Annotated in this window: 35 protein-coding genes; 9 read left to right on the top strand and 26 right to left on the bottom strand. The window is 62.3% G+C overall.

From position 1 onward, the window contains the following. Positions 1 to 84 precede the first annotated feature (84 nt). The 12 genes from CLU88_RS17065 to CLU88_RS17010 form a co-directional block, all read right to left on the bottom strand. Complete coding sequence (locus CLU88_RS17065; protein WP_099657612.1) at positions 85 to 609, bottom strand: DUF2946 family protein; 525 nt, start codon at positions 607 to 609, stop codon at positions 85 to 87. Further along, positions 602 to 1,603, bottom strand: coding sequence for a YheT family hydrolase (locus CLU88_RS17060; protein WP_099657611.1), 1,002 nt, complete (start codon positions 1,601 to 1,603; stop codon positions 602 to 604). The genes CLU88_RS17065 and CLU88_RS17060 overlap by 8 nt, the downstream gene beginning before the upstream one ends. A gap of 89 nt (positions 1,604 to 1,692) precedes the next feature. Beyond that, positions 1,693 to 2,142 (bottom strand): nuclear transport factor 2 family protein, encoded by a 450-nt coding sequence (locus tag CLU88_RS17055; protein WP_099657610.1) that lies wholly within the window; start codon positions 2,140 to 2,142, stop codon positions 1,693 to 1,695. Positions 2,143 to 2,400: 258 nt separating this feature from the next. Further along, positions 2,401 to 2,817 carry a F0F1 ATP synthase subunit epsilon gene (locus tag CLU88_RS17050; RefSeq protein ID WP_099658963.1) on the bottom strand — a complete coding sequence of 139 codons (417 nt, stop codon included), beginning with the start codon at positions 2,815 to 2,817 and terminating at the stop codon, positions 2,401 to 2,403. Between the two features lie 74 nt (positions 2,818 to 2,891). Further along, on the bottom strand, positions 2,892 to 4,298 hold the full coding sequence (atpD, locus tag CLU88_RS17045) for a F0F1 ATP synthase subunit beta (protein ID WP_099657609.1): 1,407 nt from the start codon (positions 4,296 to 4,298) through the stop codon (positions 2,892 to 2,894). 33 nt (positions 4,299 to 4,331) lie between these two features. After that, a complete protein-coding gene (gene atpG / locus CLU88_RS17040) occupies positions 4,332 to 5,198 on the bottom strand; it encodes a F0F1 ATP synthase subunit gamma (RefSeq protein WP_099657608.1) in 867 nt (288 codons plus the stop codon). A gap of 18 nt (positions 5,199 to 5,216) precedes the next feature. Continuing rightward, positions 5,217 to 6,770 carry a F0F1 ATP synthase subunit alpha gene (atpA, locus tag CLU88_RS17035; RefSeq protein WP_099657607.1) on the bottom strand — a complete coding sequence of 518 codons (1,554 nt, stop codon included), beginning with the start codon at positions 6,768 to 6,770 and terminating at the stop codon, positions 5,217 to 5,219. A 42-nt stretch (positions 6,771 to 6,812) separates the two neighbouring features. After that, positions 6,813 to 7,355 (bottom strand): F0F1 ATP synthase subunit delta, encoded by a 543-nt coding sequence (locus CLU88_RS17030; protein WP_099657606.1) that lies wholly within the window; start codon positions 7,353 to 7,355, stop codon positions 6,813 to 6,815. 10 nt (positions 7,356 to 7,365) lie between these two features. Beyond that, entirely contained in the window at positions 7,366 to 7,836 is a 471-nt protein-coding gene (locus CLU88_RS17025; RefSeq protein ID WP_099657605.1) for a F0F1 ATP synthase subunit B, read from the bottom strand. A gap of 34 nt (positions 7,837 to 7,870) precedes the next feature. After that, complete coding sequence (atpE, locus tag CLU88_RS17020) at positions 7,871 to 8,140, bottom strand: F0F1 ATP synthase subunit C (protein WP_099657604.1); 270 nt, start codon at positions 8,138 to 8,140, stop codon at positions 7,871 to 7,873. A gap of 59 nt (positions 8,141 to 8,199) precedes the next feature. Further along, the gene (gene atpB / locus CLU88_RS17015) at positions 8,200 to 9,078 is read right to left on the bottom strand and encodes a F0F1 ATP synthase subunit A (RefSeq protein ID WP_099657603.1); all 879 of its coding nucleotides are present in this window, start codon (positions 9,076 to 9,078) and stop codon (positions 8,200 to 8,202) included. A gap of 19 nt (positions 9,079 to 9,097) precedes the next feature. Beyond that, a complete protein-coding gene (locus CLU88_RS17010) occupies positions 9,098 to 9,571 on the bottom strand; it encodes an ATP synthase subunit I (protein ID WP_099657602.1) in 474 nt (157 codons plus the stop codon). Positions 9,572 to 9,846: 275 nt separating this feature from the next. On the opposite strand from CLU88_RS17010, the gene CLU88_RS17005 reads away from it, so the two are divergent. The 6 genes from CLU88_RS17005 (at position 9,847) to CLU88_RS16980 (ending at position 14,557) form a co-directional block, all read left to right on the top strand. Then, complete coding sequence (locus CLU88_RS17005) at positions 9,847 to 10,164, top strand: YbeD family protein (protein ID WP_099657601.1); 318 nt, start codon at positions 9,847 to 9,849, stop codon at positions 10,162 to 10,164. A gap of 9 nt (positions 10,165 to 10,173) precedes the next feature. After that, positions 10,174 to 10,863: a lipoyl(octanoyl) transferase LipB gene (gene lipB, locus CLU88_RS17000; protein WP_099658962.1), complete on the top strand. Its 690-nt coding sequence runs from the start codon at positions 10,174 to 10,176 to the stop codon at positions 10,861 to 10,863. Positions 10,864 to 10,878: 15 nt separating this feature from the next. Further along, positions 10,879 to 11,859, top strand: a complete 981-nt coding sequence (gene lipA / locus CLU88_RS16995) for a lipoyl synthase (RefSeq protein WP_099657600.1) — start codon at positions 10,879 to 10,881, stop codon at positions 11,857 to 11,859. Between the two features lie 24 nt (positions 11,860 to 11,883). Further along, a complete protein-coding gene (locus CLU88_RS16990) occupies positions 11,884 to 12,603 on the top strand; it encodes an AraC family transcriptional regulator (RefSeq protein ID WP_099657599.1) in 720 nt (239 codons plus the stop codon). Between the two features lie 148 nt (positions 12,604 to 12,751). Further along, entirely contained in the window at positions 12,752 to 13,624 is an 873-nt protein-coding gene (locus CLU88_RS16985) for a DMT family transporter (RefSeq protein WP_099657598.1), read from the top strand. A gap of 24 nt (positions 13,625 to 13,648) precedes the next feature. Beyond that, positions 13,649 to 14,557 (top strand): DMT family transporter, encoded by a 909-nt coding sequence (locus CLU88_RS16980; RefSeq protein WP_099657597.1) that lies wholly within the window; start codon positions 13,649 to 13,651, stop codon positions 14,555 to 14,557. Between the two features lie 193 nt (positions 14,558 to 14,750). Here the strand turns inward: CLU88_RS16980 and ptsP are convergent, their stop codons facing one another. From ptsP to CLU88_RS16955, 5 genes are all read right to left on the bottom strand, one after another. Further along, entirely contained in the window at positions 14,751 to 16,499 is a 1,749-nt protein-coding gene (gene ptsP, locus CLU88_RS16975) for a phosphoenolpyruvate--protein phosphotransferase (RefSeq protein ID WP_099657596.1), read from the bottom strand. Between the two features lie 64 nt (positions 16,500 to 16,563). Further along, positions 16,564 to 16,833 (bottom strand): HPr family phosphocarrier protein, encoded by a 270-nt coding sequence (locus CLU88_RS16970; protein ID WP_099657595.1) that lies wholly within the window; start codon positions 16,831 to 16,833, stop codon positions 16,564 to 16,566. Continuing rightward, on the bottom strand, positions 16,802 to 17,251 hold the full coding sequence (locus CLU88_RS16965) for a PTS sugar transporter subunit IIA (protein WP_099657594.1): 450 nt from the start codon (positions 17,249 to 17,251) through the stop codon (positions 16,802 to 16,804). Before CLU88_RS16965 ends, CLU88_RS16970 begins: the two co-directional genes overlap by 32 nt. Beyond that, complete coding sequence (locus CLU88_RS16960; RefSeq protein WP_099657593.1) at positions 17,248 to 18,567, bottom strand: MFS transporter; 1,320 nt, start codon at positions 18,565 to 18,567, stop codon at positions 17,248 to 17,250. The genes CLU88_RS16965 and CLU88_RS16960 overlap by 4 nt, the downstream gene beginning before the upstream one ends. A 53-nt stretch (positions 18,568 to 18,620) precedes the next feature. After that, on the bottom strand, positions 18,621 to 19,172 hold the full coding sequence (locus CLU88_RS16955) for a hypothetical protein (RefSeq protein WP_099657592.1): 552 nt from the start codon (positions 19,170 to 19,172) through the stop codon (positions 18,621 to 18,623). A 262-nt stretch (positions 19,173 to 19,434) separates the two neighbouring features. Here CLU88_RS16955 and CLU88_RS16950 point away from each other — a divergent pair, with 262 nt between their 5' ends. Next, entirely contained in the window at positions 19,435 to 19,938 is a 504-nt protein-coding gene (locus tag CLU88_RS16950) for a TlpA disulfide reductase family protein (protein ID WP_099657591.1), read from the top strand. A 179-nt stretch (positions 19,939 to 20,117) separates the two neighbouring features. On the opposite strand, the gene CLU88_RS16945 is transcribed toward CLU88_RS16950, so the two are convergent. After that, positions 20,118 to 20,573, bottom strand: a complete 456-nt coding sequence (locus tag CLU88_RS16945) for a cytochrome c (protein WP_099657590.1) — start codon at positions 20,571 to 20,573, stop codon at positions 20,118 to 20,120. 205 nt (positions 20,574 to 20,778) lie between these two features. On the opposite strand from CLU88_RS16945, the gene CLU88_RS16940 reads away from it, so the two are divergent. Together CLU88_RS16940 and CLU88_RS16935 are read left to right on the top strand one after the other, a co-directional pair. Beyond that, positions 20,779 to 21,447: a cytochrome b/b6 domain-containing protein gene (locus CLU88_RS16940; protein WP_099657589.1), complete on the top strand. Its 669-nt coding sequence runs from the start codon at positions 20,779 to 20,781 to the stop codon at positions 21,445 to 21,447. Positions 21,448 to 21,561: 114 nt separating this feature from the next. Beyond that, positions 21,562 to 22,053, top strand: coding sequence for a GNAT family N-acetyltransferase (locus CLU88_RS16935; RefSeq protein ID WP_099658961.1), 492 nt, complete (start codon positions 21,562 to 21,564; stop codon positions 22,051 to 22,053). 216 nt (positions 22,054 to 22,269) lie between these two features. On the opposite strand, the gene CLU88_RS16930 is transcribed toward CLU88_RS16935, so the two are convergent. The 8 genes from CLU88_RS16930 to rplB form a co-directional block, all read right to left on the bottom strand. After that, entirely contained in the window at positions 22,270 to 22,776 is a 507-nt protein-coding gene (locus CLU88_RS16930; RefSeq protein ID WP_099657588.1) for a peroxiredoxin, read from the bottom strand. 112 nt (positions 22,777 to 22,888) lie between these two features. Next, positions 22,889 to 23,158 carry a 30S ribosomal protein S17 gene (rpsQ, locus tag CLU88_RS16925; protein ID WP_015012192.1) on the bottom strand — a complete coding sequence of 90 codons (270 nt, stop codon included), beginning with the start codon at positions 23,156 to 23,158 and terminating at the stop codon, positions 22,889 to 22,891. A 9-nt stretch (positions 23,159 to 23,167) separates the two neighbouring features. Then, positions 23,168 to 23,362 carry a 50S ribosomal protein L29 gene (gene rpmC, locus CLU88_RS16920; protein WP_099657587.1) on the bottom strand — a complete coding sequence of 65 codons (195 nt, stop codon included), beginning with the start codon at positions 23,360 to 23,362 and terminating at the stop codon, positions 23,168 to 23,170. A 16-nt stretch (positions 23,363 to 23,378) separates the two neighbouring features. Further along, a complete protein-coding gene (gene rplP / locus CLU88_RS16915; protein WP_007847799.1) occupies positions 23,379 to 23,795 on the bottom strand; it encodes a 50S ribosomal protein L16 in 417 nt (138 codons plus the stop codon). Between the two features lie 2 nt (positions 23,796 to 23,797). Further along, complete coding sequence (gene rpsC / locus CLU88_RS16910) at positions 23,798 to 24,679, bottom strand: 30S ribosomal protein S3 (protein ID WP_099657586.1); 882 nt, start codon at positions 24,677 to 24,679, stop codon at positions 23,798 to 23,800. 14 nt (positions 24,680 to 24,693) lie between these two features. Continuing rightward, complete coding sequence (rplV, locus tag CLU88_RS16905) at positions 24,694 to 25,026, bottom strand: 50S ribosomal protein L22 (RefSeq protein WP_005796970.1); 333 nt, start codon at positions 25,024 to 25,026, stop codon at positions 24,694 to 24,696. Between the two features lie 9 nt (positions 25,027 to 25,035). Beyond that, complete coding sequence (rpsS, locus tag CLU88_RS16900) at positions 25,036 to 25,314, bottom strand: 30S ribosomal protein S19 (protein ID WP_005796963.1); 279 nt, start codon at positions 25,312 to 25,314, stop codon at positions 25,036 to 25,038. A gap of 10 nt (positions 25,315 to 25,324) precedes the next feature. Next, positions 25,325 to 26,149 carry a 50S ribosomal protein L2 gene (gene rplB / locus CLU88_RS16895; protein ID WP_044397443.1) on the bottom strand — a complete coding sequence of 275 codons (825 nt, stop codon included), beginning with the start codon at positions 26,147 to 26,149 and terminating at the stop codon, positions 25,325 to 25,327. Between the last annotated feature and the right edge of the window lies 1 nt (position 26,150).

Here is a 26,150-nt window from a genome sequence, read left to right as displayed (position 1 = left end):
TTGCGCGTCCTGCGGTCGCTACTTCGCCTCTACTTCGCCTCTACTTCGCCTCTACTTCGCCTCTACTTCGCCTCTACTTCGCCTCTACTTCGCCTGTGCAGCCGGACTCAAAACGAACTGAAACTCCTGCGGCAACTGGGTCGATAAAACGTCACGCGGCACCCACAGCCCTTGCTCCACCGCTTCGGCGGCGTACACCATGTCTTGGGTATGCACTACGCCCAAACCCAAGACCGTGGCGATATACAAGCGCCCTTGTTCATCCACGCAGCAGTCTTGCGCGTCTGCCAGGTGGCCGGTGTGCGACTGCAAACGAAAGTCTGGCAATACCCGCCAGACCCAAGGGGCAGCCTCCAACTCCACATAGACCCGCTGCGGGCCATTCTGGAAAAACCACAGCCCCTGGGCATCGCACTCGTAGTTGCGCCCGATGAACTCGATCAGCTTGGCATGCTGCAGCCACGACCCACGGCTGCTGGCAAAATCGCCGGCCGCCTGCACCGCAGCATCGCGCATGAACCAGCGCCCACGCGCATCCAAACCCAGCCACCCGTAGCAGTCGGGCACATGGGGCCACTTCACCAACGCTTGTTTGACGATGTCATCCATGGGCTGATTGTGCCTGCGGCAATGCGGCGGCACAGGCCAGCCAATCGCTGACCGCATCGGGCATGGCGCGCACATGCCCCGGCCAACGCCCTTGGGCAAAGCCGACATGCCCACCGTGCTCCGGCTGCCACAACGTCACACAGGGCCCCACGTCACAGGCCCCCGGCAAACTGTCCGCAGGAACAAAGGGGTCGTTCAGCGCATTCACGACCAATGCAGGCACCTGAATCAGGGGCAACAGGGGCTTGGAAGACGCACGGTGCCAATAGTCCGCCGTGTCCTGAAACCCATGCAAGGGGGCGGTAAACACGTTGTCGAAGGCATACAAATCCCGTGCGGCCAGGAGTGCATCCTTATCAAACAAGCCCGGGTGCTGTTGCCACTTTTGCAACGCCTTGGGCACCAAGGTCCGCAAGAACATGCGCGTGTAAATCTGTCGATTGAGGCCTTTTCCGATGGCAAGGCCTCCAGCTGCCAAATCAAGCGGCGCACACACGGCGGCTACGGCTCTCACACTCCGGGCCGCCAGGCCTTGCGCTTCAGCAGCCCAGCGCATCAAAGCGTTGCCGCCCAATGAAACCCCCACCGCCACCAGCGGCCCTGGGTGCGCGGCTTGCAGTTGGCCCAGTATCCAGCCGATTTCTTCATGGTCGCCAGAGTGGTAGGCACGGGGTGCATGGTTGATCTCGCCACTGCAACCGCGAAAGTGGGGCAATGCGCAGGCCCATCCCCTTTCGCGCGCCACCTCGGCAAAAGCCTCGCAATAGTGGCTGCGCGACGAGCCCTCCAGACCGTGAAAGACCACCAGCATGGGGGTCTCCGCAGCCGTTGGGGCATCGGCCAAGAAATCCACATCCACAAAATCGGCATCCGGGGTGGTCCACCGCTCGCGCCGATAGACCGGGGCCAAACCATGGGTTCGACGCGAAAACAAGGCAGGCCAAAGGGTCTGCAGTTGTCCACCTGGGAGCCAGTTTGGTGCTATATATTTCATAGCTGCTTGCGCTTATTGAATAAGCGCCAGAGGCCTATTTGATTCAAAACACAACCTTCGCAGTCCATCAGAGGCAGCGCTCGCACCCGTCAGTGCAATACCTGTGGCACCTCAGGCCCAGGCAAGCTATCGGGAGATCCGCCCGTGCTGGCATGGTGCGCCACCAGGCGCCAACCCTCCGGTGTGCGGTGGTACACATTGGTGGCCAGCAAAAAAGCAGCGTGCAGCCCATCTGGCAACATGATCTCCACACGCTCGGCCACACTGTGCACGGCACTGGAAACCGACTGAACACGGTGCACCTGGGAAACCGTGAGTCGAATGCTTCCCTGCGAGAACATGCCATCAAAGGCCGCCCGTATGGCCGCCGCGCCCACCAAGCGCGAGCCGCCCGGGTGGACACACAGGATGTCTTCCTCGTCCGCCCAGCAAGACATCAACAAATCGATGTCGCCTTTCTGCAAAGCCTCGTAGAACAGAGCTTCCGTGTCGTCAGGCGATCCGCCCAACGACTGGGCAGGGTGTTTGGTGCGTGGCATAGGAATGGATTGCAACCGCAAATGGGCTTCTGGACCCTGGATTGTGAGGGAGCCAAGGCCCTAGCGCAGGGATAGCAGACAGCGCGGCCCTAGATATCCCGACAAAACGAATCTGCTTCGACGCAAGCTCCTCTTTGCCATGTCGGGCACACGCTCAATGCCTCTCCAATCTCTTGATGGCGCCAGCGACCGGTGAACAGCCATAAAAAAACCCGGACATGCCGGGTTTTCTTGGAAGAGGTGGACGCTGCGTGCAGCTCACTTCTTTTGGCGGTACTTGCGCAAAGCCGCAATCTGCGCAGCCATCACAGCCAATTCAGACTGTGCCTTGGCCAGATCGAGATCGCTCTTGGCGTTCTTGAGCGCTTCCTGGGCTGCCGCCTTGGCAGCATTGGCCTTCTCGTCGTCCAGGTCCTTGCCACGGATGGCGGTATCAGACAGAACCGTGACGCAGTTGGGCTGGACTTCCAGAATACCGCCCGCAACGAAGACAAACTCTTCGCCACCGTCTGCCGTTTCGATGCGCACCGAACCGGGCTTGATACGGGTGATCAGCGGGGTGTGGCGAGGGTAAATGCCCAACTCGCCGGATTCGCCAGGCAGAGCGACAAAACGCGCCTCGCCAGAGAAGATGGACTCTTCGGCGCTGACCACATCAACGTGGATAGTGTTCATCATGGCTCCTAAGAAAAGAGGGGGACTTGACTACAGAGGGCTGAACCACCAGACGGTGTTCAGCCCAGCTGAGATCAGGCCACCTTCTTGGCCTTTTCGAAGGCTTCGTCGATGGTACCGACCATGTAGAACGCTTGTTCTGGCAGGTGGTCACACTCGCCGTTCACGATCATCTTGAAACCACGGATGGTTTCCGACAGCGGAACGTACTTGCCTGGAGAGCCCGTGAACACTTCGGCCACGTGGAACGGCTGCGACAGGAAACGTTGGATCTTGCGAGCGCGGGCCACAGCCAGCTTGTCGTCAGGAGCCAGTTCGTCCATGCCCAGAATGGCGATGATGTCGCGCAGTTCCTTGTAGCGTTGCAGCGTACCTTGCACTGCGCGGGCCGTGGCGTAGTGGTCTTCGCCCACGACGTTCGGGTCCAGCTGGCGGCTGGTGGAGTCCAGAGGATCCACAGCGGGGTAGATACCCAGCGAAGCGATGTCACGGGACAGCACCACGGTGGAATCCAAGTGAGCAAACGTTGTGGCAGGCGATGGGTCGGTCAAGTCATCCGCTGGCACGTAAACGGCCTGGATGGAGGTGATCGAACCAACCTTGGTGGAGGTAATACGCTCTTGCAGGCGGCCCATTTCCTCGGCCAGCGTAGGCTGGTAGCCCACGGCGGAAGGCATACGGCCCAGCAGAGCGGACACTTCGGTACCGGCCAGTGTGTAGCGGTAGATGTTGTCCACGAAGAACAGCACGTCACGGCCTTCATCGCGGAACGACTCGGCAATGGTCAGGCCAGTCAGCGCCACGCGCAGACGGTTGCCTGGGGGCTCGTTCATCTGGCCGTACACCATGGCAACCTTGGACTCTTCGAGCTTCTCCAGGTTCACCACGCCGGAATCGGCCATTTCATGGTAAAAGTCGTTCCCTTCGCGGGTACGCTCGCCCACACCAGCGAACACCGACAGACCACTGTGGGCCTTGGCGATGTTGTTGATGAGTTCCATCATGTTCACGGTCTTGCCCACGCCGGCGCCACCGAACAGGCCCACCTTACCGCCCTTGGCGAACGGGCACACCAGGTCGATCACCTTGATACCCGTTTCCAGCAGCTCTTGCGAAGGCGACAGTTCGTCGTACGCAGGGGCCTTGCGGTGGATAGAGGCAGTCAGGTCTTGGCTGACGGGACCACGTTCGTCGATGGGCGCGCCCAGCACGTCCATGATGCGGCCCAGCGTTGCCTTGCCCACGGGCACGGTGATAGCGTTGCCGGTGTTGGTCACCATGAGGCCGCGGCGCAGGCCGTCGGACGAACCCAGCGCAATGGTACGCACCACGCCGTCGCCCAGCTGCTGCTGCACTTCCAGCGTCAGGTTGGAACCTTCGAGCTTCAGAGCGTCGTAAATCTTGGGCATCTGGTCGCGTGGGAACTCAACGTCCACCACAGCGCCGATACATTGAACAATCTTGCCTTGCACTTGAGCCATTTTTCGCTCCAATAATGTTGTATGTTGAGCTGCTTACACAGCGGCGGCGCCGGCCACGATTTCCGAAAGTTCTTTCGTGATCGCTGCCTGACGCGTCTTGTTGTAGACCAGCTTCAACTCACCAATGACGCTGCCGGCGTTGTCTGTTGCGGCCTTCATGGCCACCATCCGCGCCGATTGCTCTGACGCCATGTTTTCTGCAACGGCTTGGTAGATCAGGGACTCGACATAGCGGACCAGCAACTCGTCGATGACGCTTTGCGCATCGGGCTCGTAGATGTAGTCCCAGCCGTGTTCCGTCTTCTCAGCCTGCATTTGTTCGGAGGACAGAGGAAGCAATTGCTCCACCACTGACTCCTGCTTCATGGTGTTGATGAACTTGGTGTAGCTCAGGTACACCGCGTTGATCTTGCCTTCGGCATATGCGTCAAGCAGCACCTTCACCGGGCCAATCAGCTTGTCCAGATGGGGCGTATCGCCCAGGCCTGTCACGTGTGAAACCACCTTGGCACCCACACGGTTCAAGAAACCCAGACCCTTGTTACCAATCGCCACCGCTTCAGTCGAGACACCGGCACCTTGCAGCTCACGCAGCTTGGTCGTCACGGCACGCAACACGTTGGTGTTCATGCCACCACACAGACCCTTGTCTGTGGTGATGACAATGACACCAGCGGTCTTTGCATCGTTCACTTTCATGAACGGATGCACGTACTCTGGATTGGCGTGGCCGAGGTTGGCTGCAATATTGCGGATCTTCTCGCTATAGGGACGGGCCGCCCGCATCCGCTCCTGCGCCTTGCGCATTTTGGATGCAGCCACCATCTCCATGGCTTTGGTGATCTTCTTGGTGTTTTCCACCGATTTGATCTTGCCCCGTATTTCCTTGCCTGCTGCCATGATGGCTCCTCGTCCGGTTTAAGCGAACGACTTCTTGAACGCGGCGACAGCAGCGGTCAATTCGGCTTCAGCTTCCTTGTCCATGGCCTTGACCTGTTCCAGCTTGGCCAGCAGTGCGGCGTGGCTGGTCTTCAGGAACTGGTGCAGGCCGTGTTCGAAATCAAGAACCTTCTTGACATCGATGTCGTCCATGAAGCCCTTGTTCACAGCGAACAGCGTCGCGCCCATCAGCGAGATGGACAGGGGGCTGTACTGTGCCTGCTTGAGCAGTTCGGTCACGCGGGCACCGCGGTCCAGCTGCTTGCGGGTGGCTTCGTCCAGGTCGGAAGCGAACTGCGCAAACGCAGCCAGTTCACGGTACTGGGCCAGGTCGGTACGGATACCGCCGGACAGGTTCTTCACCAGCTTGGTCTGGGCAGCACCACCGACGCGCGACACCGAGATACCGGCGTTGATGGCGGGGCGAATACCGGCGTTGAACAGGCTGGTTTCCAGGAAAATCTGGCCGTCCGTGATCGAGATCACGTTGGTGGGCACGAAAGCGGACACGTCGCCAGCTTGCGTTTCGATGATCGGCAGTGCGGTCAGCGAACCGGTCTTGCCCTTGACTTCACCCTTGGTGAAGGCTTCGACGTAGTCGGCGTTCACGCGGGCTGCGCGTTCGAGCAGACGGCTGTGGAGATAGAACACGTCGCCAGGGTAGGCTTCGCGGCCTGGTGGGCGGCGCAGCAGCAGCGACACTTGACGGTAAGCAACCGCTTGCTTGGACAGATCGTCATACACGATCAGGGCGTCTTGGCCACGATCGCGGAAGTATTCGCCCATCGTGCAACCCGAGTAGGCCGACACGTACTGCATGGCGGCCGATTCGGAAGCCGATGCGGCCACCACAATCGTGTACTCCATGGCACCGGCTTGTTCCAGCGCGCGCACCACGTTCTTGATCGACGAAGCCTTCTGGCCGATGGCGACGTAGATGCAGGACACGCCTTGGCCCTTCTGGGCAATGATGGCGTCGATAGCCACAGCGGTCTTGCCGGTCTGGCGGTCACCAATGATCAGCTCGCGCTGGCCACGGCCCACGGGCACCATCGAGTCGATGGACTTCAGGCCGGTCTGCAGGGGTTGGTCCACCGATTTACGGGCGATCACGCCCGGAGCGACCTTTTCGATCACGTCGGTGAGCTTGGCGTTGATGGGACCCTTGCCGTCGATAGGCTGGCCCAGGGCGTTCACCACGCGGCCGATCAGCTCAGGGCCAACCGGCACTTCCAGAATGCGGCCCGTGCACTTGACGGTGTCGCCTTCGGAGATGTGCTCGTACTCACCCAAAATCACGGCGCCGACGGAGTCGCGCTCGAGGTTCAGGGCCAGGCCGAAGGAGGGCTGGCCGTCCTTGGTGGCGGGGAACTCAAGCATTTCACCGGCCATCACGTCCGACAGGCCGTGCACGCGCACGATACCGTCGGACACGGACACCACGGTACCCTGGTTGCGGATATCGCTGCTGGCGGCCAGACCTTCGATGCGGCTCTTGATGAGTTCAGAAATTTCTGCGGGATTGAGTTGCATGACTCTTTCCTTCTTTCTTTGGTTCGCTGTCCTCGCCGCGCGTTACGCGGTGAGGGCCGCTTTCATTTGTTCAAGACGGGCCTTGACCGAAGTGTCCAGCACCTCGTCACCCACCACTACGCGAATGCCACCGATCAGGGACGCATCCAGCTGAGCGGTGAGGTTGAGCTTGCGGCCAAAGCGCTTTTCCAGGGCTGCGCTGACATCTGCCAGGGCTGCAGCATCCATTGGGAAAGCGCTGTGTACCACAGCATCCGAAGAGCCTGTGCGGCCATTCACGAGGGCACGGAATTGCACGGCGACTTCAGGCAGCGCTTCAAGGCGCCCGTTGTCGATGACCGTGCGCAGGAAGTTCTTGGCCGCATCGGACAGCGCCGAACGCGCAACACCCGTGACGACAGCAAACACCTGGTCTGCCGTCACCTTGGGGTTGTCGGCCAGCTGGCGCAACTGGGGGTTGGCGGCAATGGCCGCCAGTTCATCGACCCAGTCAGCAGTGCTGGCCAGGTCCATGCCCGCACCCGCAGTAGCGGCCTTGAACAGGGCTTCGGCGTAAGGGCGGGCAATGGTGGCGAGTTCAGCCATGTGTGTCCCCTTACAGCTCGGTCTTCAGGCGGTTGAGCAGGTCGGCGTGAACGCCGGCATTGACTTCCTTGCGGAGAATCTGCTCTGCACCTTTGACGGCCAGCGCGGCCACCTGCTCACGCAGGGCTTCGCGGGCTTGCACCGTTTGCTGTTCGGCTTCTGCACGTGCGGATGCAACGATCTTGTTGCCTTCCTCCGTAGCGCGTGCCTTGGCTTCTTCGACGATGGCCTGGGCACGGCGGTCGGCGTCCGCAAGACGCGAGGCCGTTTCGTTGCGTGCCTGTGACAGTTCCTTTTCGACGCGCTGGTTGGCAGCGGTCAGTTCGGACTTGGCACGATCGGCAGCAGCGAGGCCTTCGGCGATTTTCTGGGCTCGTTCATCCAACGCCTTCGCGATCGGAGGCCACACGAATTTCATCGTGAACCATACCAGGATCAAGAAGACGATGGCCTGAATGAACAGGGTCGCGTTGATACTCACGGCAACACCTTTCTAGAGTGGCGTTGAACGGGAATTACTTGGGCAGGTTGACCAAGAACGTGGAGACGAAGGGGTTGGCGAAAGCGAACAACAGAGCGATAGCCACGCCGATCAGGAAGGCAGCGTCGATCAGACCGGCCAAGATGAACATCTTGGTTTGCAGTTCGTTGATCAGTTCAGGCTGACGTGCCGACGATTCGAGGAACTTGCCACCCATCAGTGCGATACCGATGGAAGCGCCGATAGCGCCCAGACCAACGATCAGACCACAAGCCAGAGCGACGAGACCGAGAATGTTTTCCATGATGACTCCTGAGTTAAAAAAGAAAAGTTGAAAAGAAAAGAGAAACGAAAGGGAACCGTTTAGTGCGCGTTGTGCGCCTGACCGAGGTAAATCAGCGCAAGCATCATGAAGATGAAGGCTTGCAGCGAGATCACCAAAATGTGGAACAGCGTCCAGATGGTGCCAGCGATGACGTGGCCCACAGGCAGCAGCACACCCGACAGCGACAGTGCAGCCGCACCACCCATCAGGGCAATCAGCATGAACACCAGTTCGCCAGCGTACATGTTGCCAAACAACCGCATGCCATGGGACACGGTGTTGGCGACATATTCGATCACCTGCATCAACAGGTTCACTACGCCCAAAATCAGGGCGAAGATGGGATTCTTGCTGGTGCCGAACGGGGCCGACACAAGCTCATGCGCCCAGCCGCCAGCGCCCTTGATCTTGACGCTGTACCAGAAACGCAGGATCAGGATGGCGAATGCCAAACCCAGGGTGGTCGACAGATCGGCTGTAGGCACAACGCGCAGGTAGGCGTGGTGCGGATCGTGGCCGGCAGCGCCATAAATCTGCGCCCAGATGGCGGGCAGCAGGTCCACGGGCAACATGTCCATGAAGTTCATCAGGAAAATCCAGACAAACACCGTGAGACCCAGGGGGGCAATGAACTTGCGGCTTTCGGCGTTGTGGATGTTGGCCTTGGCCTGGTTGTCCACCATCTCGACCAGCATTTCCACGGCCGCCTGGAAGCGACCGGGTACGCCGGAGGTCGCCTTGCGGGCAGCCGACCAGAGAATCAAAAGTGTGAGGGCACCCAGAACCAAACCCACGATGATGGAGTCATAGTTGATGACAGTGAAGTCAACAATCTTGGTCTGGTTGATGTTTTGAAGATGCTGCAGGTGGTGAACGATGTATTCACTTGCAGTCGGAGCGTGCGCTTCTGCGGCCATCGGACAACTCTTCTCTCTATCAATCGGTTTTTCGGACACCAGGCCGCACCCACAGCGCAACCCAGTACGTTTTCATTGTGACCACCATGCCAACCAGCAGGGCGATCCAGCTCAAGCCCACCACCAGCCGGGGTGCCGCTGCCAGCAGCGCCACCGTCAACACGATTTTGGCGATTTCCCAACCAAAGAACCCCAGCATGGCGGCACGTGGATTGGATGACGCCTTGTGACGCAACACCCCCCGGGCAAACAAAGCTGCCGGGACCACTACCGCCAGGGCACCATAGGCTGCAGACCAGCCCACCGATGCCCTGCCCGTCAGAACCCAGGCCACCAGGGCCACCAGCATTCCAACCAGTGCCTGACCCGCCACAACCCTCCACACCGAAATGGGAGGATTGCGACTGCGCCACTGCTGCGCCTCTTGGGCGGTCAGGGGCTTGAAGTCAGAATCTTCAGCCTCAGTTTCAGTCTCTGGCGCGATTGTTTTCATTATTGAATGACGTCCGCGTTACAGACCGCAACTTTTACAAAGCCTCTAATTATAAGTAAAAACCCGTGACGCCAGGAAAATTCCACATGGCGGGCACAAATGCGGTGCGCGCGCGTGCCCCTTTGTGGTGACACGCCAACGCCGCACACACCGAAGGCCGGCACAAAGTTGCGGACTGATAACGGGTATTTGCAGCACAATGCCAGCGATTGCACAGGCCCAGAAGGCTTACCAGCAAAGCGCTGAAAGCTACCAAAAGAGAAGCACCCTTGACCATGACATCCTCTGCGCCCCCCTCCCCCCACGGCACTGACGCAGCCAGGCCGGACCCGAGCAAAGACTCGCTGATCGAATACCCCTGCCTGTTCCCGGTCAAAGTGATGGGCGCCAAGACAGACGACTTTGTGCTGCAAATGACCGCCCTGGCCAAGCAGCACGACCCGTTTCTGGACGCAGCCACCATCGCCCAGCGTGACAGCGCAGGGGGCAAGTACATCAGCCTCACCATCACCATCACGGCCACCAGCCGCGATCAGCTGGACAATTTTTACCGGGCACTCACCGCCCATCCGCTGGTGAAATACGCGCTCTGAACGATGTCCATGGAACTGCGCCAGCTGGGCCGCGTGGACTACGCACACACGGTGCAGTCGATGCAAGACTACACCGCTGCGCGCACGCCAGACAGCCCCGACATGCTCCTTATTTGTGAGCACCTACCGCTTTACACACAGGGTCTTGCAGGCAAAAGCGATCACCTCCTAAACCCCGGCGACATCCCTGTGGTGGCGACCAACCGGGGCGGGCAGGTCACCTTCCACGGCCCGGGGCAGGTGGTGGCCTACCCACTCATTGATTTGCACCGTGCCGGTTACTACGTCAAGGAGTACGTGTACCGCGTCGAAGAGGCGGTGATCCGCACACTGGACCACTTTGGCGTGACCGGGCACCGCGTGGCAGGTGCGCCAGGCATCTACGTGCGGCTGGACGACCCGCACAGCCACACCCTGCTGCCGCAGCGCCCGCAAAAGCGCGAGGGTGCGGCTGCGCCGGTGCCGGATTTTGAAGGCCTGGGCAAGATAGCTGCGCTGGGCATCAAGGTCAGCCGCCACTGCACCTACCACGGTGTGGCGCTGAACGTGGCCATGGACCTGGAGCCCTTTGCGCGCATCAACCCTTGCGGTTACGCAGGTTTGCAAACCGTGGACCTTTCTACAATCGGGGTCCACACCACCTGGGAAGAAGCCGCGCAGGTGCTGGGCCAGCAGCTCAGCATCCGGTTGGCGCCCTGAACTCCGCCTACAGCCATGAGCACCCCTGAAGTCGTCCGCGAAGCGCAATCCACCGAAGCCTACAACCCGCTGGCCAAACAAAAAGCGGCAGCCAAGCTGTCGCGCATTCCGATCAAGGTGGAGCATGGCGAAGTGCTCAAAAAGCCTGACTGGATTCGGGTGAAGGCGGGCAGCCCTACCACGCGCTTTTACGAGATCAAAGAGATCCTGCGCGAGCACAAGCTGCACACCGTGTGCGAAGAAGCCTCCTGCCCCAACATCGGCGAGTGCTTTGGCAAAGGCACAGCCACCTTCATGATCATGGGCGACAAGTGCACGCGCCGCTGCCCGTTCTGCGACGTGGGCCATGGCCGCCCCGACCCGCTGGACAAGGACGAGCCCCTGAACCTGGCCAAGACCATTGCCGCGCTCAAGCTCAAGTACGTGGTGATCACCAGCGTGGACCGCGATGACCTGCGCGACGGCGGCAGCGGCCACTTTGTGGAATGCATCCAGAACATCCGCGAGCTGTCGCCCCAAACGCAAATCGAAATCCTGGTGCCGGACTTCCGTGGCCGCGATGACCGCGCCCTCGAAATCCTGAAAGCCGCGCCACCCGACGTGATGAACCACAACCTGGAAACCGCGCCCCGCCTGTACAAGGAAGCGCGCCCAGGCTCTGATTACCAGTTCAGCCTGAACCTGCTGAAAAAGTTCAAGGCTCTGCACCCCAATGTGCCCACCAAGAGCGGCATCATGGTCGGCCTGGGCGAAACGGACGAAGAGATCCTGCAGGTGATGCGCGACATGCGCGCGCACAACATCGACATGCTGACCATCGGCCAATACTTGGCCCCGAGCAACAGCCACCTGCCCGTGCGCCGCTACGTGCACCCCGACACCTTCAAGATGTTCGAGGAAGAGGCCTACAAGATGGGCTTCAGCCACGCAGCCGTGGGCGCCATGGTTCGCTCGAGCTACCACGCCGACCAGCAAGCCCACGCCGCCGGCGTGTAAGCCAGGCACCTCCACAGCCCAGCCATGGTCAACGCCGCCGATGCCCTCACGCTGCGGCGCTACGGCCCCTCGCCAGGCAGCCACAGCCATGACCATTTCCAGGTGCTGCTGGGCCTGGAAGGAACGCTGGAGCTGGAGATTGAAGGCCGTGGCCTGCGCGTGGCCCATGGCAACGGCTGCGTGATTGAGCCCGGCGCTCGGCACGACTTTGAGTCCCGCCGGGGCAGCCTGTGCCTGGTGCTCGACAGCGCCCACGCGGGCTGGGCGGCCTATGCCCAGCACAACGAACCCTTGCCCGCACAGGCCCGCCCGTTGGCGCAATACCTGGCCAGTGCACTGATGCAAGGCCGCCCGCTGGCCCAGGCCCATGGCCCGGCCCTGCTGCTGGAGGCCTGGGGCGCAACCCCATCGGCCGCCAGCGCGGCATCGCGGCGCCGGTCCATCGATTGGCTGCAACTCTCACAGTGGGCAACCCGCGAGTGGCACAGAGCCCTCACCGTGGCCGACCTCGCCCAGCGCGTGCACCTGAGCCCCAGCCAGTTCGGCGCCCGCTGCCGCGAGGAGCTGGGCCTGGGCGCCATCGAGTGGCTGCGCAGCCAACGCCTGGCCCAGGCCCGCTTGCTGCGGGACAGCGGCCTGTCGGTGGCCGAGGTGGCACACCAAACGGGCTACCGCTCGCCCTCGGCGCTGACGGCCGCACTGCGGCGCGATGCGCCAGGCAAAACACTGCCAGCCGCGCGCTGACCGCCCCCACAGCCAGCGCCGAAAGACACGGCGATCGCCCAGTGACAGCGCGAGCGGTGCACACACCCGCTCGCACACCCGGCGCACGCGACGATCTTCCATCGTTGCGCGACGACCACCGCAGCGGCAAAACACCTACAGTCGGGCCATGCCCTCTGCGCCACCATCCCAACCCCACACCTCCAACCTCCAAGCCAATGCGTATGCCCTGGGCGCCATTGCGCTGTGGGCCTCTTTGGCCTCGCTGGGCGTGTCGCTCACGCATGTGCCCCCCTTTTTGCTCACAGGCATCGCGCTCATCCTGGGCAGCGTGCCGGCGTGGCCGTTTGTACTGCGCGATCCAGCCCAGTGGCGCATCCCCCTGCGCACGTTGGCGCTGGGCATTTATGGCTTGTTTGCCTACCACTTCCTGCTGTTCATCGCGCTGCGGCATGCGCCTGCGGTCGAGGCCAACCTCGTCAACTACCTGTGGCCGCTGTTCATCGTCGTGCTGTCGCCCGTGATCTTGCCGGGGGTGCGCTTGCGCACTGCGCATGTGCTGGCCGCCTTGCTGGGCTTTGGTGGCGCGGCCATCGCCATCGTCGGTGGGCGTGAGCTGAGCGGGGACCTGGCCTGGGGCTACCTGCCCGCGCTGGCGGCGGCGTTCATCTGGGCCAGCTATTCGCTGCTGACCAAGCGTGTGGCGGCATTCCCCACCACGGCGATTGGCCTGTTCGGCCTGGTGTCTGGCGCACTGTCGCTGCTGTGCCATGTGCTGCTGGAGCCCAGTACCACGCTGCAGTGGCGCGACTGGGGCCTGCTGGCCTTGCTGGGGCTGGGCCCCCTGGGCGCGTCGTTTTTCATGTGGGACAAGGCGCTGAAGCTGGGCGATGCACGGCAGATTGGCATCCTGAGCTACATCACCCCACTGGCCTCCACCACCCTGCTGGTGCTGGTGAGCGGGCGCCCCTTCAGCAGCAGCATCGTGGTGGCCACCGGGATGATTTTGGCCGCAGCCGTGCTGGGCATGCGCGCCCGCTAAAGCGCACACCCGCGCCCTTAGCCCATGGCCCATCCGCCCCCTTCCACCGGCCCACACGCCACGACCACGCCCCTTGCACTGGTGGCGCCCGGCGCATTCGTGCTGATCTGGTCCACCGGATTTTTGGTGGGGCGCGGCGTGGCACCCCACGCCGATCCTTTCTGGTTTCTGTCTGCGCGATTTGCCTGCGTAGCACTCGCCTTCAGCGCTGCTGCACTGTGGGTGCGCGCTGCCTGGCCCAGCGGGGGGCAGCGCATTGCACTGCACTTGCTGGCCGGTGCCTTGATGAGCGGCATTTACCTGGGACCGAGCTGGTGGGCCATGGCACGCGGCATGCCCGCCGGGGTGATGGCGCTGATCGGGGCGCTGCAGCCGCTGTTCACCGCCCTGGTGGCCGTGCTGTGGCTGCGGCAACACCTGCCTGCGCGCACCTGGGGCGGGCTGGCGCTGGGCTTTGGTGGCGTGGCCCTGGTGCTGGCCCCGCGCCTGGCTGCCACCGATGCCGGTGCGCTGCCATGGACCGTGGTGCTGGCCGCAGCGGGGAGCATTGTGTCGCTCACCCTGGGGGCCATGGTGCAAAAGTCGCGCTGGCTTGCACAAGACGACCTGCGCAGTGCCAGTGCGGTGCAAAACCTGGGCGCGGTGGGCGTGCTGCTGGCCATGGCCCTGACCCTGGGCACGCCCCACTGGGACGGCTCGGCCGCGCTGTGGGGTTCGTTGGCGTTTGCGGTGGTGGTGCTGTCGATTGGCGGTGCCACGCTGCTGATCTGGCTGATGCGCCGGGGCGAGGCCACCCGCACCGCCGCGCTGCTGCTGGCCGTGCCGCCGCTGGCCGCGCTGGAGGCCTGGGCCCTCTTTGGCGAAACGCTGGCCCCCTTGCAACTGCTGGGCTTTGTGTTGGCCATGGCAGGCGTAGCGCTGGCCAGGCGCTGAGGCATTAAAGGCAAAAAATGCCTCTAACGCTTTATTTATAAGCGCCAGCAGCTACTAAAAATATAGCAATCGATTGAGAGCGGCTCACCAAACTCAGCGAAGCGGCCCTGGCCAGGCGTTTCGCGACAGGCAGGACAAACCGTATGGAAAGGCAAGACAACGACGCCAGGGGAGTTTCGTGAGCCGCTCTTAATCAAGTGCCAGGCGTGAGCGACGTCTCGCCCAGCATCACCTGCTGCGCCCAAGGCGTGAGCTTGCGGGTATCGGCGCGCAGCACTTCCTGCTTCACCGCCAGGATCTGCGCTGGGTGCATGGAAAAGCTGCGCAAACCCAGGCCCAGCAGCAGGCGCGTCATGGTCACATCGCCCGCAGTCTCTCCGCACACCGACACCACCTTGCCCTGCGCGTGCCCTTCGGCAATCACATCGGCCACCAGCCGCAGCACGGCGGGGTGCAACGGGTCGTACAAGTGCGCCACGGCCTCGTCGGCACGGTCAATGGCCAGGGTGTACTGGATCAAATCGTTGGTACCGATGGACAGGAAATCGAAGTATTTGAAGAAGGTGCGCACCATCAGCGCAGCCGCTGGAATCTCGATCATTGCGCCCAGTTGCACATCGCCATAGGCCACGCCACGCGCGTCCAGCTCGGCCCGGGCCAGCTCCACCTGGGCCAGGGTCTGGGTGATCTCAGAGACATGCGCCAGCATGGGGAACAGCAGCTTGACCTTGCCATGCGCCGCTGCGCGCAGCACGGCGCGCAGCTGGGTGCGGAACATGGCCGGGTCGGCCAGGCTCCAGCGGATGGCGCGCAGGCCCAGGGCAGGGTTCAGGTGCGTGTCTTTGTGGCCCTTGTCCAGCGGCTTGTCGGCCCCCACGTCGATGGTGCGGATGGTGACAGGCAAGCCTTGCATACCGTCCAGCGCCTGCCGGTAGGCCAGGTACTGCGCTTCCTCGCCCGGCAATTTGCCGGTTTTGCCCATGAAGAGGAATTCGCTGCGAAACAGCCCGACCCCCACGGCCCCGGCCAGCACGGCAGTGGGGGCATCGTCGGGCTGCTCGATGTTGGCCAGCAGCTCGATCTTTTGCCCATCGATGGTGACGGCAGGTGTGTGCCGCAGGCGAGACAGGCGCTCGCGTTCCAGCTCGCCCTGGCGCTGGCGAAAGCCGTACTCTGCCAGGATGATGGGCGAGGGGTCCACAATCATCACGCCCGCATCGCCGTCGATGATGACCCAGTCGTCCTGGCGCACCAGTTGGCTGGCGGCACGCGCGCCCACCACGGCCGGAATGTCCATGCTGCGCGCCACGATGGCGGTGTGCGATGTCTTGCCGCCCACGTCCGTCACAAAACCGGCAAACACGCTTTGCTTGAACTGCAGCATGTCGGCGGGAGACAGGTCGTGTGCCACCAGCACCAGGGGCACGTCCACGGTGTCGTCCAGCAGCAGGTCTTGCTGCGTTTTGCGGCGCTGGCTGATGGGCGGCGCCACAGGGCTGTCCACGCCTTTCATGTAGCGCAGGATGCGCTCGACCACCTGCTCCAGATCGGCCTTGCGCTCACGTAAGTACTCGTCTTCCATCTCGTCAAACTGGCGCGCGATGACTTCAAGCTGCGTGGTCAGCGCCCATTCGGCGTTGTACAGGCGCTCAGTGATCCAGTGCTTGACGCCGCCAGTCAGGGCCTCGTCCTGCAGCAGCATCAGGTGCACATCCAGCAGCGCCGTCAACTCGGGGGGAGCGTCGGTGGGCATGTCGGCCTGCAGGCGCTGCAGCTCTTCCACCACGGCATTGCGGCCCTGGCGCACCCGTTCAATTTCAGCAGCCACCTGCTCGGGCTGGACAAAGTAATGCGCCACATCCACCCGGCTGGACGCCACCAGCACGGCGCGGCCAATGGCGATACCTCGCGCAACGGCCAGGCCATGGACGGAAAAGGTCATTCAGCAGTCTCCTGTGGGCTGTGTGCTGTGTACGGGCGGCGGCAAGCGTTGTCAGACCTTGCGGTCACTCCCCTTCGCCAAACTTGTCGGCAATCAGCGCCAGCAGGGCGTCCATCGCTTCCTGTTCGCGGTCGCCATGGGTTTCCAGCTCCACTTCCGAGCCAATGCCGGCGGCCAGCATCATCACGCCCATGATGCTTTTGGCATTCACGCGGCGGTCGCCACGACTCATGAAAACGTCACACGGAAAACTGCCCGCCAGCTTGGTGAGCTTGGCAGAGGCGCGGGCGTGCAGGCCCAGCTTATTGCTGATGGTCGTACGGGTCTTGATCATGGATATTGCGTCGGGACTGGTTTTGCGGTGCGGCAATGGCCACCTGCATCACCCCCTGCGTGCCGCCCACCACTGCGCGGGAGACGACGGAATCCAAGGGTTCGGCACGGTAGCTGACAGCGCGCAGCAGCATGGGAAGGTTGACCCCCGTGACAAGGCGGGAGCGCACGCCGTCCACCAAGCGCTGGGCCACGTTGCAAGGCGTGGCGCCAAACACATCGGTCAGCACCAGCGTCGTATCGGTGGCCATGTTGGCAAGCAGGATGCGCGCCTGGGCCAGGGTTTCCTCCGGTGGCTCGTGGGGCTGCACATCCAGTGCGGTGACGGCGGCGCCGCAGTCGGCAAACACATGCAGCGCACATTCGCGCAGCGCATGGGCCAAGGGGGCGTGGGCAATGATGAGGATGCTGGTGCTCATGGGTGGGCGGTTTGCTTTGCATTATGGCGCCGTGGCTGCAGCACAAACCACGCGTACGCCACCACGTTGCAAGCCAGGTACACCGCCATGGCCGCCCGAAACGATGCTACCGTGCCCCAGCCCAGCGCGGCAAACGCATCCACGGCCAGGCCAATGCCCCACTGCACCACAAACACCCCGGCAAAAATCACCAGGTTGAAGGCCGACAACGCGCGCCCCGCCAGCGCGGGCACAAACGCCAGGGCCAGAGCAGGCTGCGAGAGCGAGACAAAACTGCTGGCCATGCAAAACAGCGCCCACGCCGCGCCGCCCGCACGCGGGCCCGCCAGCACCGTGCACAGCAGCACCAGCAAGCTCAGCGGCAGCCCCCAGAGCATGAGCCGGTTGGCGTCCCAGCCACGCCGCAGCAGCCAGGGGCTGAGCATGCCCCAGGACCAAAAGGTGCAGAGCATGGAGACATTGATCCAGAACAGCCCCGTGGCCGCCTGCAGCGGCGTGTAGCCTGCCACCTGCTGCATCCAGGGCCCAGCCCACAGCGTCTGCACAGCCACCATGCCGCCGTACACACAAAACGCCAGCGGCGCCAGGCGCTGAAAGTACGGGTGCCGCCACACCATGCGGTAGCCCGCTGGGGGAGCCACATCACCCACCATATCGCCAACGGCATCGCCCCCCGCCGCGCCCTGCGCAGGCAATGCGGCGCGCCAGGCAGGCACACGCAGCGCAATCAGCAGCATGGCCAGCGCAATCAGGCCCGCCAGGGCCCAGAACAAGGGCCGCCAGCCCACAAGGGGCAGCGCCCACTGCACGGGCAGGGTCGAGGCCACCATGCCGAGCGAGCCCGTCATCAGCATCCACGAATTGGCCCGCATCTGCGCCGTGGGCTCCAGCCAGCGCCGGTAGCCCGTCAGGGGCGCCATCAGGCAGGCGCTGACGCCCGCCCCGCACAGCACGCGCCCGGCCAGCAGCCCGGCAAACCCCGTGGCCTGCGAAAACACCAGGCAGCCCAGCACCGCCACCCCCAAAAAACCCAGCGACACCTTGCGCGGACCATGCCGGTCCAGCCACCGGCCCAGCGGCAGCTGCATGGCGGCAAAGCCCAAAAAGTAGCCCCCCGCCAACAGCCCCAGGTCGCGGGCCTGCAGCGCAAATTCCTGCGCCAGCGTGGGGGCCAGCGTGGCAGTGACGGCCCGCACCAGGGCCGATAGAAAGTACGCAAACGCAAAGGTCAGAAAAACGGCGACGGCAGAGCGCCACGCCAGCGTGCTGCCGGATGCGCTGGCGGCATTGGCAACGTGGGTGGCACGCAGCGCCATGCCCACCGTGGGCTCGTTTGCTGAGACGGCATCGGAGGGATTCGCTGGGTGTCTCACTTCAGCTCCAGGCCAGCAAAAAAAGTGTCGGCCACTGCAGGCTGCGGCTTGGGCGACAACACCACGGCGTGGTAGACCAGCACCTCGCCGCCCACCGCCCGCGCAAACCATACCGCCTGGGCCGCGACGGCGGCGCCATCGTGCCTGCGCCCCAGCACGGTGGTGCGCACCGCTTGCGGCACAGCCAGAGCACCGGGGGGCAAAAAGGGCTGAGGGGCAGGCGCAGCGCCTGGCACCAAAGCAGGCCCCCCCATGCGCGCCAGGGCGGCCGCCTGCCAATGCTCCAGTGCCCGCCCCACCTGCGAAGGGTCGGCCAGACGGGCATACGACACCGCAAACGTGGCGCCGTCGGCATCACACCCCAGCATGGACATCGCCAAAGGCGTGCCGGCCAGCTCCACCGTGCGCGTCGCCTGCTCGGGCTTACAAGGGAGCATGGCTTGCAACGCCGCTTCGGGCACCGGCACGCTGCGCCAGTTCAAGGCCGGGCTGCAGGCCTGCAGCCCCAGGGCGGTCCCCAGCGCCAACCAGCGCGCGCGATTCCTCATTGCGGTCCACGGTCGTTTCATAGGGCCATTATCAGCAGCGCCAGCGTTGCGCACGGCAGAACTTTTATGCAACCGCTGACTCTCACTTCGGCTGCAGACTGCAGCAGTGGGTGGAACGACCTTGCCTTGGGTCAAGTTTCAAGGCGCCACCTACAACGCCCAATGGGGTGAATCAGGGACAATCGACGGCACGCTGCGGCGCAGCACGCCGTAGCCCGAAGCCGCCGTTGAGCGTCTGCGGGCTTGCGCATACGAGGACATCATGGGTATCAAACATTGGTTGGGCGGCTTGGCCGTGGTGGCGTTTGCAGGCATCGGCGCCTATGTGTACCTGGACACGGGCCGCTCGGCTGCGCCGGAAAGCACGTTTGTGCTACTCGACGGCTCACGCCAGTCCACCGCCGATCTGCGCGGCAAAGTCACGCTGGTCAACTTCTGGGCCACCAGCTGCACGACCTGCGTGGCCGAAATGCCCGAGATCATTGCCACCCACAAGAAATACGCCACCCAGGGTTTTGAAACCATGGCCGTGGCCATGAGCTACGACCCGCCCAGCTACGTGGTCAACTTTGCCGAAACGCGCAAGCTGCCCTTCAAGGTTGCCATCGACAACACCGGCGCGGTGGCCAAGGCCTGGGGCGATGTGCGCCTGACCCCCACCACCTACCTGGTCAACAAGCGCGGCGAGATCGTGAAAAGCTATGTGGGGGCGCCCGACTTCCCCTCGCTGCATCAGCTGATTGAGAAATTGCTGGCAGAGACCTGAGCAGCCCAGCCCCTGAAACACAAAAGGCCGATTTCAATGAAATCGGCCTTTTGTGTTTCCGCCCTCGGTATTGGCTGGCTGCAATACGGCTTCACCAATCCATGCCCAGGCACGCCGCAAGCCGGGGGACGCCGCGCTGGCGTCGTCCCCCTTCTCTCGAATCGCTCAGGGGGTTGTCTTTACTTCGAGCGGAAATTGTCATGGCAGGCCTTGCAGGTGCCTGCCGTCGCGCCAAAGGCGGTCTTCACATTGTCGAGGTTGCCGGTTTTGGCGGCTGCCGCCAGCTTGGTAGCCTCAGCCTGCAGCTTGTCCGAATGATCCTTGAACTTGGCCTGCTCCGCCCATACGGCAGGCAGCGCCTTGGTGGGAGCGCCCTTGTCGGTGCCTGCGCCAAAGGCTTCCCATGGCAGCTTGGACATCACGGCCACAATGTCTGCACTCTCTTGCGCAGCCTTGGCATCGAACGGCGCCTTGCCGTTGGCCATGGCGCCAATGCGCGAGAAATGCTGGGCCATCACGACAAAAGCACTTTGGCGGTATTTGATGGCGTCTTCGGCCTTGGCAAACTCGGCCGAGGCCGGGGCCGACAAAGTGACCGCAGCGGCGGCCAGGGCAAATGCAGCAAGTTTCTTCATGGGGACTTCCTTTGTAATGGGGTGGCTGGGCGCCGCGAAGCGGCCCATGGGGTTGGCAGAGGTGCGTGCCCACAGGCCCTGGAGCCCAGGCGCAGTATGCCCTGAGCCATCTTTTTTTGCCGAACACTGGCAGAACCGGAGCGCCCATCGGAGCGGCACACCTGTCGCACAATGCCAATCTCACCAAAACGCCCACGGAGTTTTCATGCCGCAGCACACCGTCCGCATCTGGGATTTGCCCACCCGCCTGTTCCACTGGCTGCTGGCCAGCAGCATCGTGGGTCTGGTCATCACCGCCAAAGTCGGTGGCAACGCCATGGTCTGGCATTTCCGGCTGGGCTATGTGGTGCTGGCGCTGGTCGCCTTCCGGCTGGTGTGGGGCCTGGTGGGTGGGCACTGGTCGCGCTTTGCGTCATTTGTGCCCACACCCGCACGGCTGCTGAACTACCTGCGAGGCAACGCCCGCCCCCAAGACAAGGCCGGGCACAACCCGCTGGGCGCGTTGTCGGTGCTGGCGCTGCTGGGCGTGACTGCAGCCCAGGTCAGCAGCGGCTTGTTCACCGACGACGAAATCGCCTTCTCAGGCCCGCTGACGCGCTTTGTCTCGGGCGAAGTCGTTTCGCAGTTCACCACGTACCACAAAGAGGTAGGGCAGTACCTGCTGCTGGGTCTGGTGGCGCTGCACTTGCTGGCGATTGTGTTTTACGCGCTGGTCCGCAAGGAGCGCATCGTCCGACCCATGGTGCAGGGCGACAAGCAACTGCCAGAAGCCGTCCCGCCGAGCCTTGACAGCCTGGGCACCCGCGCACTGGCCATCGCCCTGGCGGGGGCTTGTGCGGCACTGGCCTGGTGGGTGTCCAGCCTGGGGGGCTAACTGCGGCAAAGAAAGCACCTTGGGCATAGCACAGTGCAGCCTTGACGCGTCTTCAGGGCGGCCAGAGAAGGAGCCGCTACACTGCGCCTTCCGATACAACCGTTGCCGAGCATTGTGGAAAAGCCCACCGTGACCCTGGTCACACCCTCTTGCGCGCAAGAGATGGAGGCCGTTCGGGAGATATTTCGAGAGTACGCCCAGAGCCTGGGCATCGATCTGTGCTTCCAGAACTTCGAAGACGAACTGGCCCAGTTGCCAGGAGACTATGCCCCACCCCGGGGCCAACTCTTGTTGGCCATGGTCGACGGTGCTGTGGCGGGCTGCTGCGCACTGCGCCCCGTGGACGGCACTGACTACCCCAACGCCAGCGAGATGAAGCGCCTGTACGTGCGCAAAGCCTTTCGGGGCTTTGGCCTGGGCCGCGAACTGGCCGAAGCCAGCCTGGATGCCGCCCGCCGTGCCGGTTATGCCTGCGTGCTGCTCGACACGCTGGACGAGATGGAATCCGCACGAGCGCTGTACACCGACCTGGGCTTTCAAGAGATCCCACCCTACTACCACAACCCCATTGCAGGGGCGCACTACCTCAAGGTCGATATTGACTAATGGTCGGGAATGGAATGGCAGGATTGCAAGAAAATTGGGCGCTAGCGCTTGATAGACAAGCGCTAGCAGCTATATATTCGATAGCAAACAGCCGAGAGGCTGATGCCTGGGCATTCGCCGAAGAACTTGGTCAACAAGGCAGGCATTGCACCCACCCCGATCTTGCAGCAGGGCAACCCGACCTCTCAGCATGCTGCATGAGAGGTGAGTGCATGCTTAGGCCTTGGCCTGCGCCAGCAAAGTGCCAGCGTCGCTGACCTCAAATTTGCCGGGGCCTTCCACGTTCAAGGTCACCACCTTGCCATCGCGCACCAGCATCGAATAGCGGTTGCTGCGCAGGCCCAGGCCCTTGCCCGTCAGATCCAGTGTGAGGCCCGTGGCCTTGGCAAAGGCAGCGTCGCCATCGGCCAGCATGCGCACCTTGCCTTCGGTTTTCTGGTCACGCGCCCAGGCACCCATCACAAAGGCGTCGTTCACGCTCAGGCACCAGATTTCATCCACGCCAGCCGCCTTGAACTCTTCTGCTTTTTCCAGGTAACCAGGCACGTGCTTGGCAGAGCAGGTGGGGGTGAATGCCCCTGGCAAGGCAAACAAGGCAATGGTCTTGGCCGCAGTGGCCTTATCCACCGGCACGGGGTTCGGGCCGATGCTGCAGCCTTCGCCTTCCACTTCCGAGTATTCCATCAGCGTTGTTGCAGGCAGGGTGTCACCAATTTTGATCATTGCATCTTCTCCTTGAGCGAATCGCCGGGGCCTCGAAAGCGGCCCCAAAAAGCAAAACGGCCCACATTGTGGGCCGTTTTGAAAGGGCTTTGGAGCCTTGAGCCTTTAGGGCTTACAGCAGACCAGCCTTTTGAACCAAGCGGGTAGCAACCCAGTTCTTGGTCTTGGACAGCGGACGGCTTTCGGTGATTTCAATCACATCGCCCAGCTTGTACTCACCCTTTTCGTCGTGGGCGTGGTACTTGCTCGACTTTGCAACGATCTTGCCGTAGAGCTCGTGCTTCACACGACGCTCCACCAGCACGGTCACAGTCTTTTGACGCTTGTCGCTGACCACCTTGCCAATCAAGGTGCGCTTGAGGGATTTTTTAGGTTCCGTCATGTGGGCTCCTTACTTGGCGGCTTGCTTTTCAGCAAGAATGGTCTTGGCACGGGCGATGTCGCGGCGAGTGGTACGCAGCGTGTTGGTGTTAGCCAACTGCTGTGTAGCCTTCTGCATACGCAGACCGAAATGGGCCTTTTGCAAGGACTTGATTTCGGCTTCGATACCGGCGACGTCTTTTTGGCGCAGTTCAGTAGTCTTCATTGCTTGTTCTCCTGAATTACGAACCAATGTGACGGCTGACGAACGTGGTGCGCAGCGGCAGCTTGGCGGCAGCCAGGCGGAACGCTTCGCGGGCCAGTTCTTCAGGCACACCGACGATTTCGAACACGATCTTGCCGGGCTGGATTTCGGCCACGTAGTACTCGGGGTTGCCCTTACCGTTACCCATACGCACTTCTGCGGGCTTGGTAGAGATTGGCTTGTCCGGGAACACGCGGATCCAGATACGGCCGCCACGCTTGACGTGACGGGAAATCGCACGGCGTGCAGCTTCGATCTGGCGGGCCGTCAGACGGCCACGATCGGTGCACTTCAGACCGAAATCACCGAACGCAACGGAGGCACCCCGAGTTGCGACGCCAGTGTTACGGCCTTTTTGCTCCTTGCGGTATTTGCGGCGAGCAGGTTGCAGCATCTTTATTCTCCTTTGCCGTCCGCTGCTGTAGCGGGCGCGTCAGCTTTACGAACGCGCTTAACGGCGGTTGCATCAGCGCCACCGGCACCGGCGGGCTTGTCGCTGCCATCAGCAGGGGCCACATTGGCACCTACGGGACGGCGAGGACCGCGACCTGCACCGGCACGGTCGCCACCTGGGCGGCCATCACGGCGTGGGCCACGTGGGCGACGCTCTTCTTCCGGACGTGGAGTTTCCACGGCTGGCAGATCGTTGCGACCCAGTGTGTCACCCTTGTAGACCCAGACCTTGACGCCGATCACACCGTAGGTGGTCTTGGCTTCAGAGGTGCCGTAGTCGATATCAGCGCGCAGGGTGTGCAGTGGCACACGGCCTTCGCGGTACCACTCGGTACGGGCGATTTCGATACCGTTCAGACGACCAGACGACATGATCTTGATGCCTTGGGCACCCAGACGCATGGCGTTTTGCATGGCGCGCTTCATGGCACGACGGAACATGATCCGCTTTTCGAGCTGCTGCGTGATGCTGTCAGCGATCAGCTTGGCATCGATTTCAGGCTTGCGCACTTCTTCGATGTTCACTGCGACAGGCACGCCCAGACGGGTCGCGAGTTCCTTCTTCAGGTTCTCGATGTCTTCGCCCTTCTTGCCGATCACCACACCAGGACGAGCCGAGTAAATGGTGATGCGTGCGTTCTTGGCAGGACGCTCGATCAGGATGCGCGAAACGGCGGCGTTCTTCAGCTTGGCCTTCAGGTATTCGCGAACCTTGATGTCTTCGGCCAGCATGCCGGCGAAGTCACGGTTGCTCGCGTACCAGCGGCTGGACCAGTTGCGGCTGACCGCAAGGCGGAAGCCAGTAGGATGGATTTTTTGTCCCATAGTCTTCCTTGGCCTCAGTTACCAACCGTCACGTACACATGGCACGTGGGCTTGCTGATGCGGTTGCCGCGGCCTTTGGCGCGCGCGGTGAAGCGCTTGAGCGTGGTGCCTTGTTCGACGTAGATGGTCTTGACCTTCAGTTCGTCGATGTCAGCGCCATCGTTGTGTTCTGCATTGGCAATTGCCGATTCCAGAACCTTCTTGACGATGCCAGCAGCTTTTTTCTGCGTGAATGTCAGGATGTTCAGAGCCTGGTCCACCTTCTTGCCGCGGATCAGGTCCGCAACCAGACGGCCTTTGTCGACCGACAGACGGACGCCCCGGAGGACTGCACGTGTTTCAGACATGGTCGTTCCTTACTTCTTCTGGACTTTTTTGTCCGCGGGGTGACCCTTGAAGGTGCGCGTCAGGGCGAATTCGCCCAGCTTGTGGCCCACCATCTGGTCGGTGACGTAGACAGGCACGTGCTGCTTACCGTTGTGCACGGCAATGGTCAGACCGATGAACTCGGGCAGAACCATGGAGCGACGCGACCAAGTCTTCACTGGCTTCTTATCCTTGGTGGCAACGGCTTTTTCAACCTTGGCCAGCAAGTGATGGTCAACAAATGGACCCTTTTTGAGAGAGCGAGTCATCTGTTACCCCTTACTTCTTGCGACGCGACACAATCATGACTTGTGTGCGCTTGTTGTTACGGGTGCGATAACCCTTGGTCAGATTGCCCCAAGGATCGACTGCATGACGGCCTTCGCCGGTGCGGCCTTCGCCACCACCGTGAGGGTGATCCACAGGGTTCATGGCCACGCCACGAACCGTAGGACGAATACCCATCCAACGCTTCACACCGGCCTTGCCCAATTGGCGCAGGCTGTGCTCTTCGTTAGCCACTTCACCAATGGTGGCGCGGCATTCGATGTGGATCTTGCGCACTTCGCCGGAACGCATACGCACTTGGGCGTAGATACCTTCACGGGCCAGCAGCGTTGCCGAAGCACCTGCCGAGCGAGCGATTTGAGCACCGGCACCGGGCTTGAGCTCGATGCAGTGGATGGTCGAACCCACGGGGATGTTGCGGATAGGCAGCGTGTTACCTGCGCGGATCGGGGCTTCCGAACCGGAGTGCAGGGTTGCGCCAACTTCCAGACCACGGGGAGCGATGATGTAACGACGCTCGCCGTCGGCATAGCACACCAGAGCAATGTGGGCCGTACGGTTGGGATCGTATTCAATGCGCTCAACCTTGGCGGCAATGCCGTCCTTGTTGCGCTTGAAGTCCACCACACGGTAGTGGTGCTTGTGACCACCGCCCTTGTGGCGGGTCGTGATGTGACCGTTGTTGTTACGGCCAGCCTTCTGGAATTGTGGCTCCAGCAGGGGGGCGTAAGCTTCACCCTTGTACAGGTGGTCACGGGTAACCTTCACCACAGCACGTTGGCCGGGCGAAGTGGGTTTCATTTTAATGACGGCCATG

Origin of the sequence: Acidovorax sp. 56, from assembly GCF_002749705.1 — a bacterium.
GTDB lineage: Bacteria > Pseudomonadota > Gammaproteobacteria > Burkholderiales > Burkholderiaceae_C > Acidovorax.
The sequence above is the reverse complement of the archived record's forward strand: the minus strand, read 5'-3'. Positions and strand labels throughout refer to the sequence as shown.

Bases quoted from the DNA above. Each gene is read 5' to 3' on its own strand.
- CLU88_RS16930 (WP_099657588.1), bottom strand. From the start codon at position 22,776: ATGATCAAAATTGGTGACACCCTGCCTGCAACAACGCTGATGGAATAC.
- atpB (WP_099657603.1), bottom strand. From the start codon at position 9,078: ATGGCCGCAGAAGCGCACGCTCCGACTGCAAGTGAATACATCGTTCAC.
- CLU88_RS16950 (WP_099657591.1), top strand. From the start codon at position 19,435: ATGGGTATCAAACATTGGTTGGGCGGCTTGGCCGTGGTGGCGTTTGCA.
- ptsP (WP_099657596.1), bottom strand. From the start codon at position 16,499: ATGACCTTTTCCGTCCATGGCCTGGCCGTTGCGCGAGGTATCGCCATT.
- atpD (WP_099657609.1), bottom strand. From the start codon at position 4,298: ATGGCTCAAGTGCAAGGCAAGATTGTTCAATGTATCGGCGCTGTGGTG.
- rpsC (WP_099657586.1), bottom strand. From the start codon at position 24,679: ATGGGACAAAAAATCCATCCTACTGGCTTCCGCCTTGCGGTCAGCCGC.
- CLU88_RS16960 (WP_099657593.1), bottom strand. From the start codon at position 18,567: ATGGCGCTGCGTGCCACCCACGTTGCCAATGCCGCCAGCGCATCCGGC.
- atpE (WP_099657604.1), bottom strand. From the start codon at position 8,140: ATGGAAAACATTCTCGGTCTCGTCGCTCTGGCTTGTGGTCTGATCGTT.
- CLU88_RS17010 (WP_099657602.1), bottom strand. From the start codon at position 9,571: ATGAAAACAATCGCGCCAGAGACTGAAACTGAGGCTGAAGATTCTGAC.
- CLU88_RS16955 (WP_099657592.1), bottom strand. From the start codon at position 19,172: ATGAGGAATCGCGCGCGCTGGTTGGCGCTGGGGACCGCCCTGGGGCTG.
- atpG (WP_099657608.1), bottom strand. From the start codon at position 5,198: ATGGCAGCAGGCAAGGAAATACGGGGCAAGATCAAATCGGTGGAAAAC.
- rplV (WP_005796970.1), bottom strand. From the start codon at position 25,026: ATGTCTGAAACACGTGCAGTCCTCCGGGGCGTCCGTCTGTCGGTCGAC.
- lipB (WP_099658962.1), top strand. From the start codon at position 10,174: ATGGAACTGCGCCAGCTGGGCCGCGTGGACTACGCACACACGGTGCAG.
- CLU88_RS17060 (WP_099657611.1), bottom strand. From the start codon at position 1,603: ATGAAATATATAGCACCAAACTGGCTCCCAGGTGGACAACTGCAGACC.
- CLU88_RS16980 (WP_099657597.1), top strand. From the start codon at position 13,649: ATGGCCCATCCGCCCCCTTCCACCGGCCCACACGCCACGACCACGCCC.
- atpA (WP_099657607.1), bottom strand. From the start codon at position 6,770: ATGCAACTCAATCCCGCAGAAATTTCTGAACTCATCAAGAGCCGCATC.
- rplB (WP_044397443.1), bottom strand. From the start codon at position 26,149: ATGGCCGTCATTAAAATGAAACCCACTTCGCCCGGCCAACGTGCTGTG.
- CLU88_RS17065 (WP_099657612.1), bottom strand. From the start codon at position 609: ATGGATGACATCGTCAAACAAGCGTTGGTGAAGTGGCCCCATGTGCCC.
- CLU88_RS17030 (WP_099657606.1), bottom strand. From the start codon at position 7,355: ATGGCTGAACTCGCCACCATTGCCCGCCCTTACGCCGAAGCCCTGTTC.
- CLU88_RS16945 (WP_099657590.1), bottom strand. From the start codon at position 20,573: ATGAAGAAACTTGCTGCATTTGCCCTGGCCGCCGCTGCGGTCACTTTG.
- rpmC (WP_099657587.1), bottom strand. From the start codon at position 23,362: ATGAAGACTACTGAACTGCGCCAAAAAGACGTCGCCGGTATCGAAGCC.
- CLU88_RS16940 (WP_099657589.1), top strand. From the start codon at position 20,779: ATGCCGCAGCACACCGTCCGCATCTGGGATTTGCCCACCCGCCTGTTC.
- CLU88_RS16990 (WP_099657599.1), top strand. From the start codon at position 11,884: ATGGTCAACGCCGCCGATGCCCTCACGCTGCGGCGCTACGGCCCCTCG.
- CLU88_RS17050 (WP_099658963.1), bottom strand. From the start codon at position 2,817: ATGAACACTATCCACGTTGATGTGGTCAGCGCCGAAGAGTCCATCTTC.
- lipA (WP_099657600.1), top strand. From the start codon at position 10,879: ATGAGCACCCCTGAAGTCGTCCGCGAAGCGCAATCCACCGAAGCCTAC.
- CLU88_RS16970 (WP_099657595.1), bottom strand. From the start codon at position 16,833: ATGATCAAGACCCGTACGACCATCAGCAATAAGCTGGGCCTGCACGCC.
- rpsS (WP_005796963.1), bottom strand. From the start codon at position 25,314: ATGACTCGCTCTCTCAAAAAGGGTCCATTTGTTGACCATCACTTGCTG.
- CLU88_RS16985 (WP_099657598.1), top strand. From the start codon at position 12,752: ATGCCCTCTGCGCCACCATCCCAACCCCACACCTCCAACCTCCAAGCC.
- CLU88_RS16965 (WP_099657594.1), bottom strand. From the start codon at position 17,251: ATGAGCACCAGCATCCTCATCATTGCCCACGCCCCCTTGGCCCATGCG.
- CLU88_RS17055 (WP_099657610.1), bottom strand. From the start codon at position 2,142: ATGCCACGCACCAAACACCCTGCCCAGTCGTTGGGCGGATCGCCTGAC.
- rplP (WP_007847799.1), bottom strand. From the start codon at position 23,795: ATGCTGCAACCTGCTCGCCGCAAATACCGCAAGGAGCAAAAAGGCCGT.
- CLU88_RS17005 (WP_099657601.1), top strand. From the start codon at position 9,847: ATGACATCCTCTGCGCCCCCCTCCCCCCACGGCACTGACGCAGCCAGG.
- rpsQ (WP_015012192.1), bottom strand. From the start codon at position 23,158: ATGACGGAACCTAAAAAATCCCTCAAGCGCACCTTGATTGGCAAGGTG.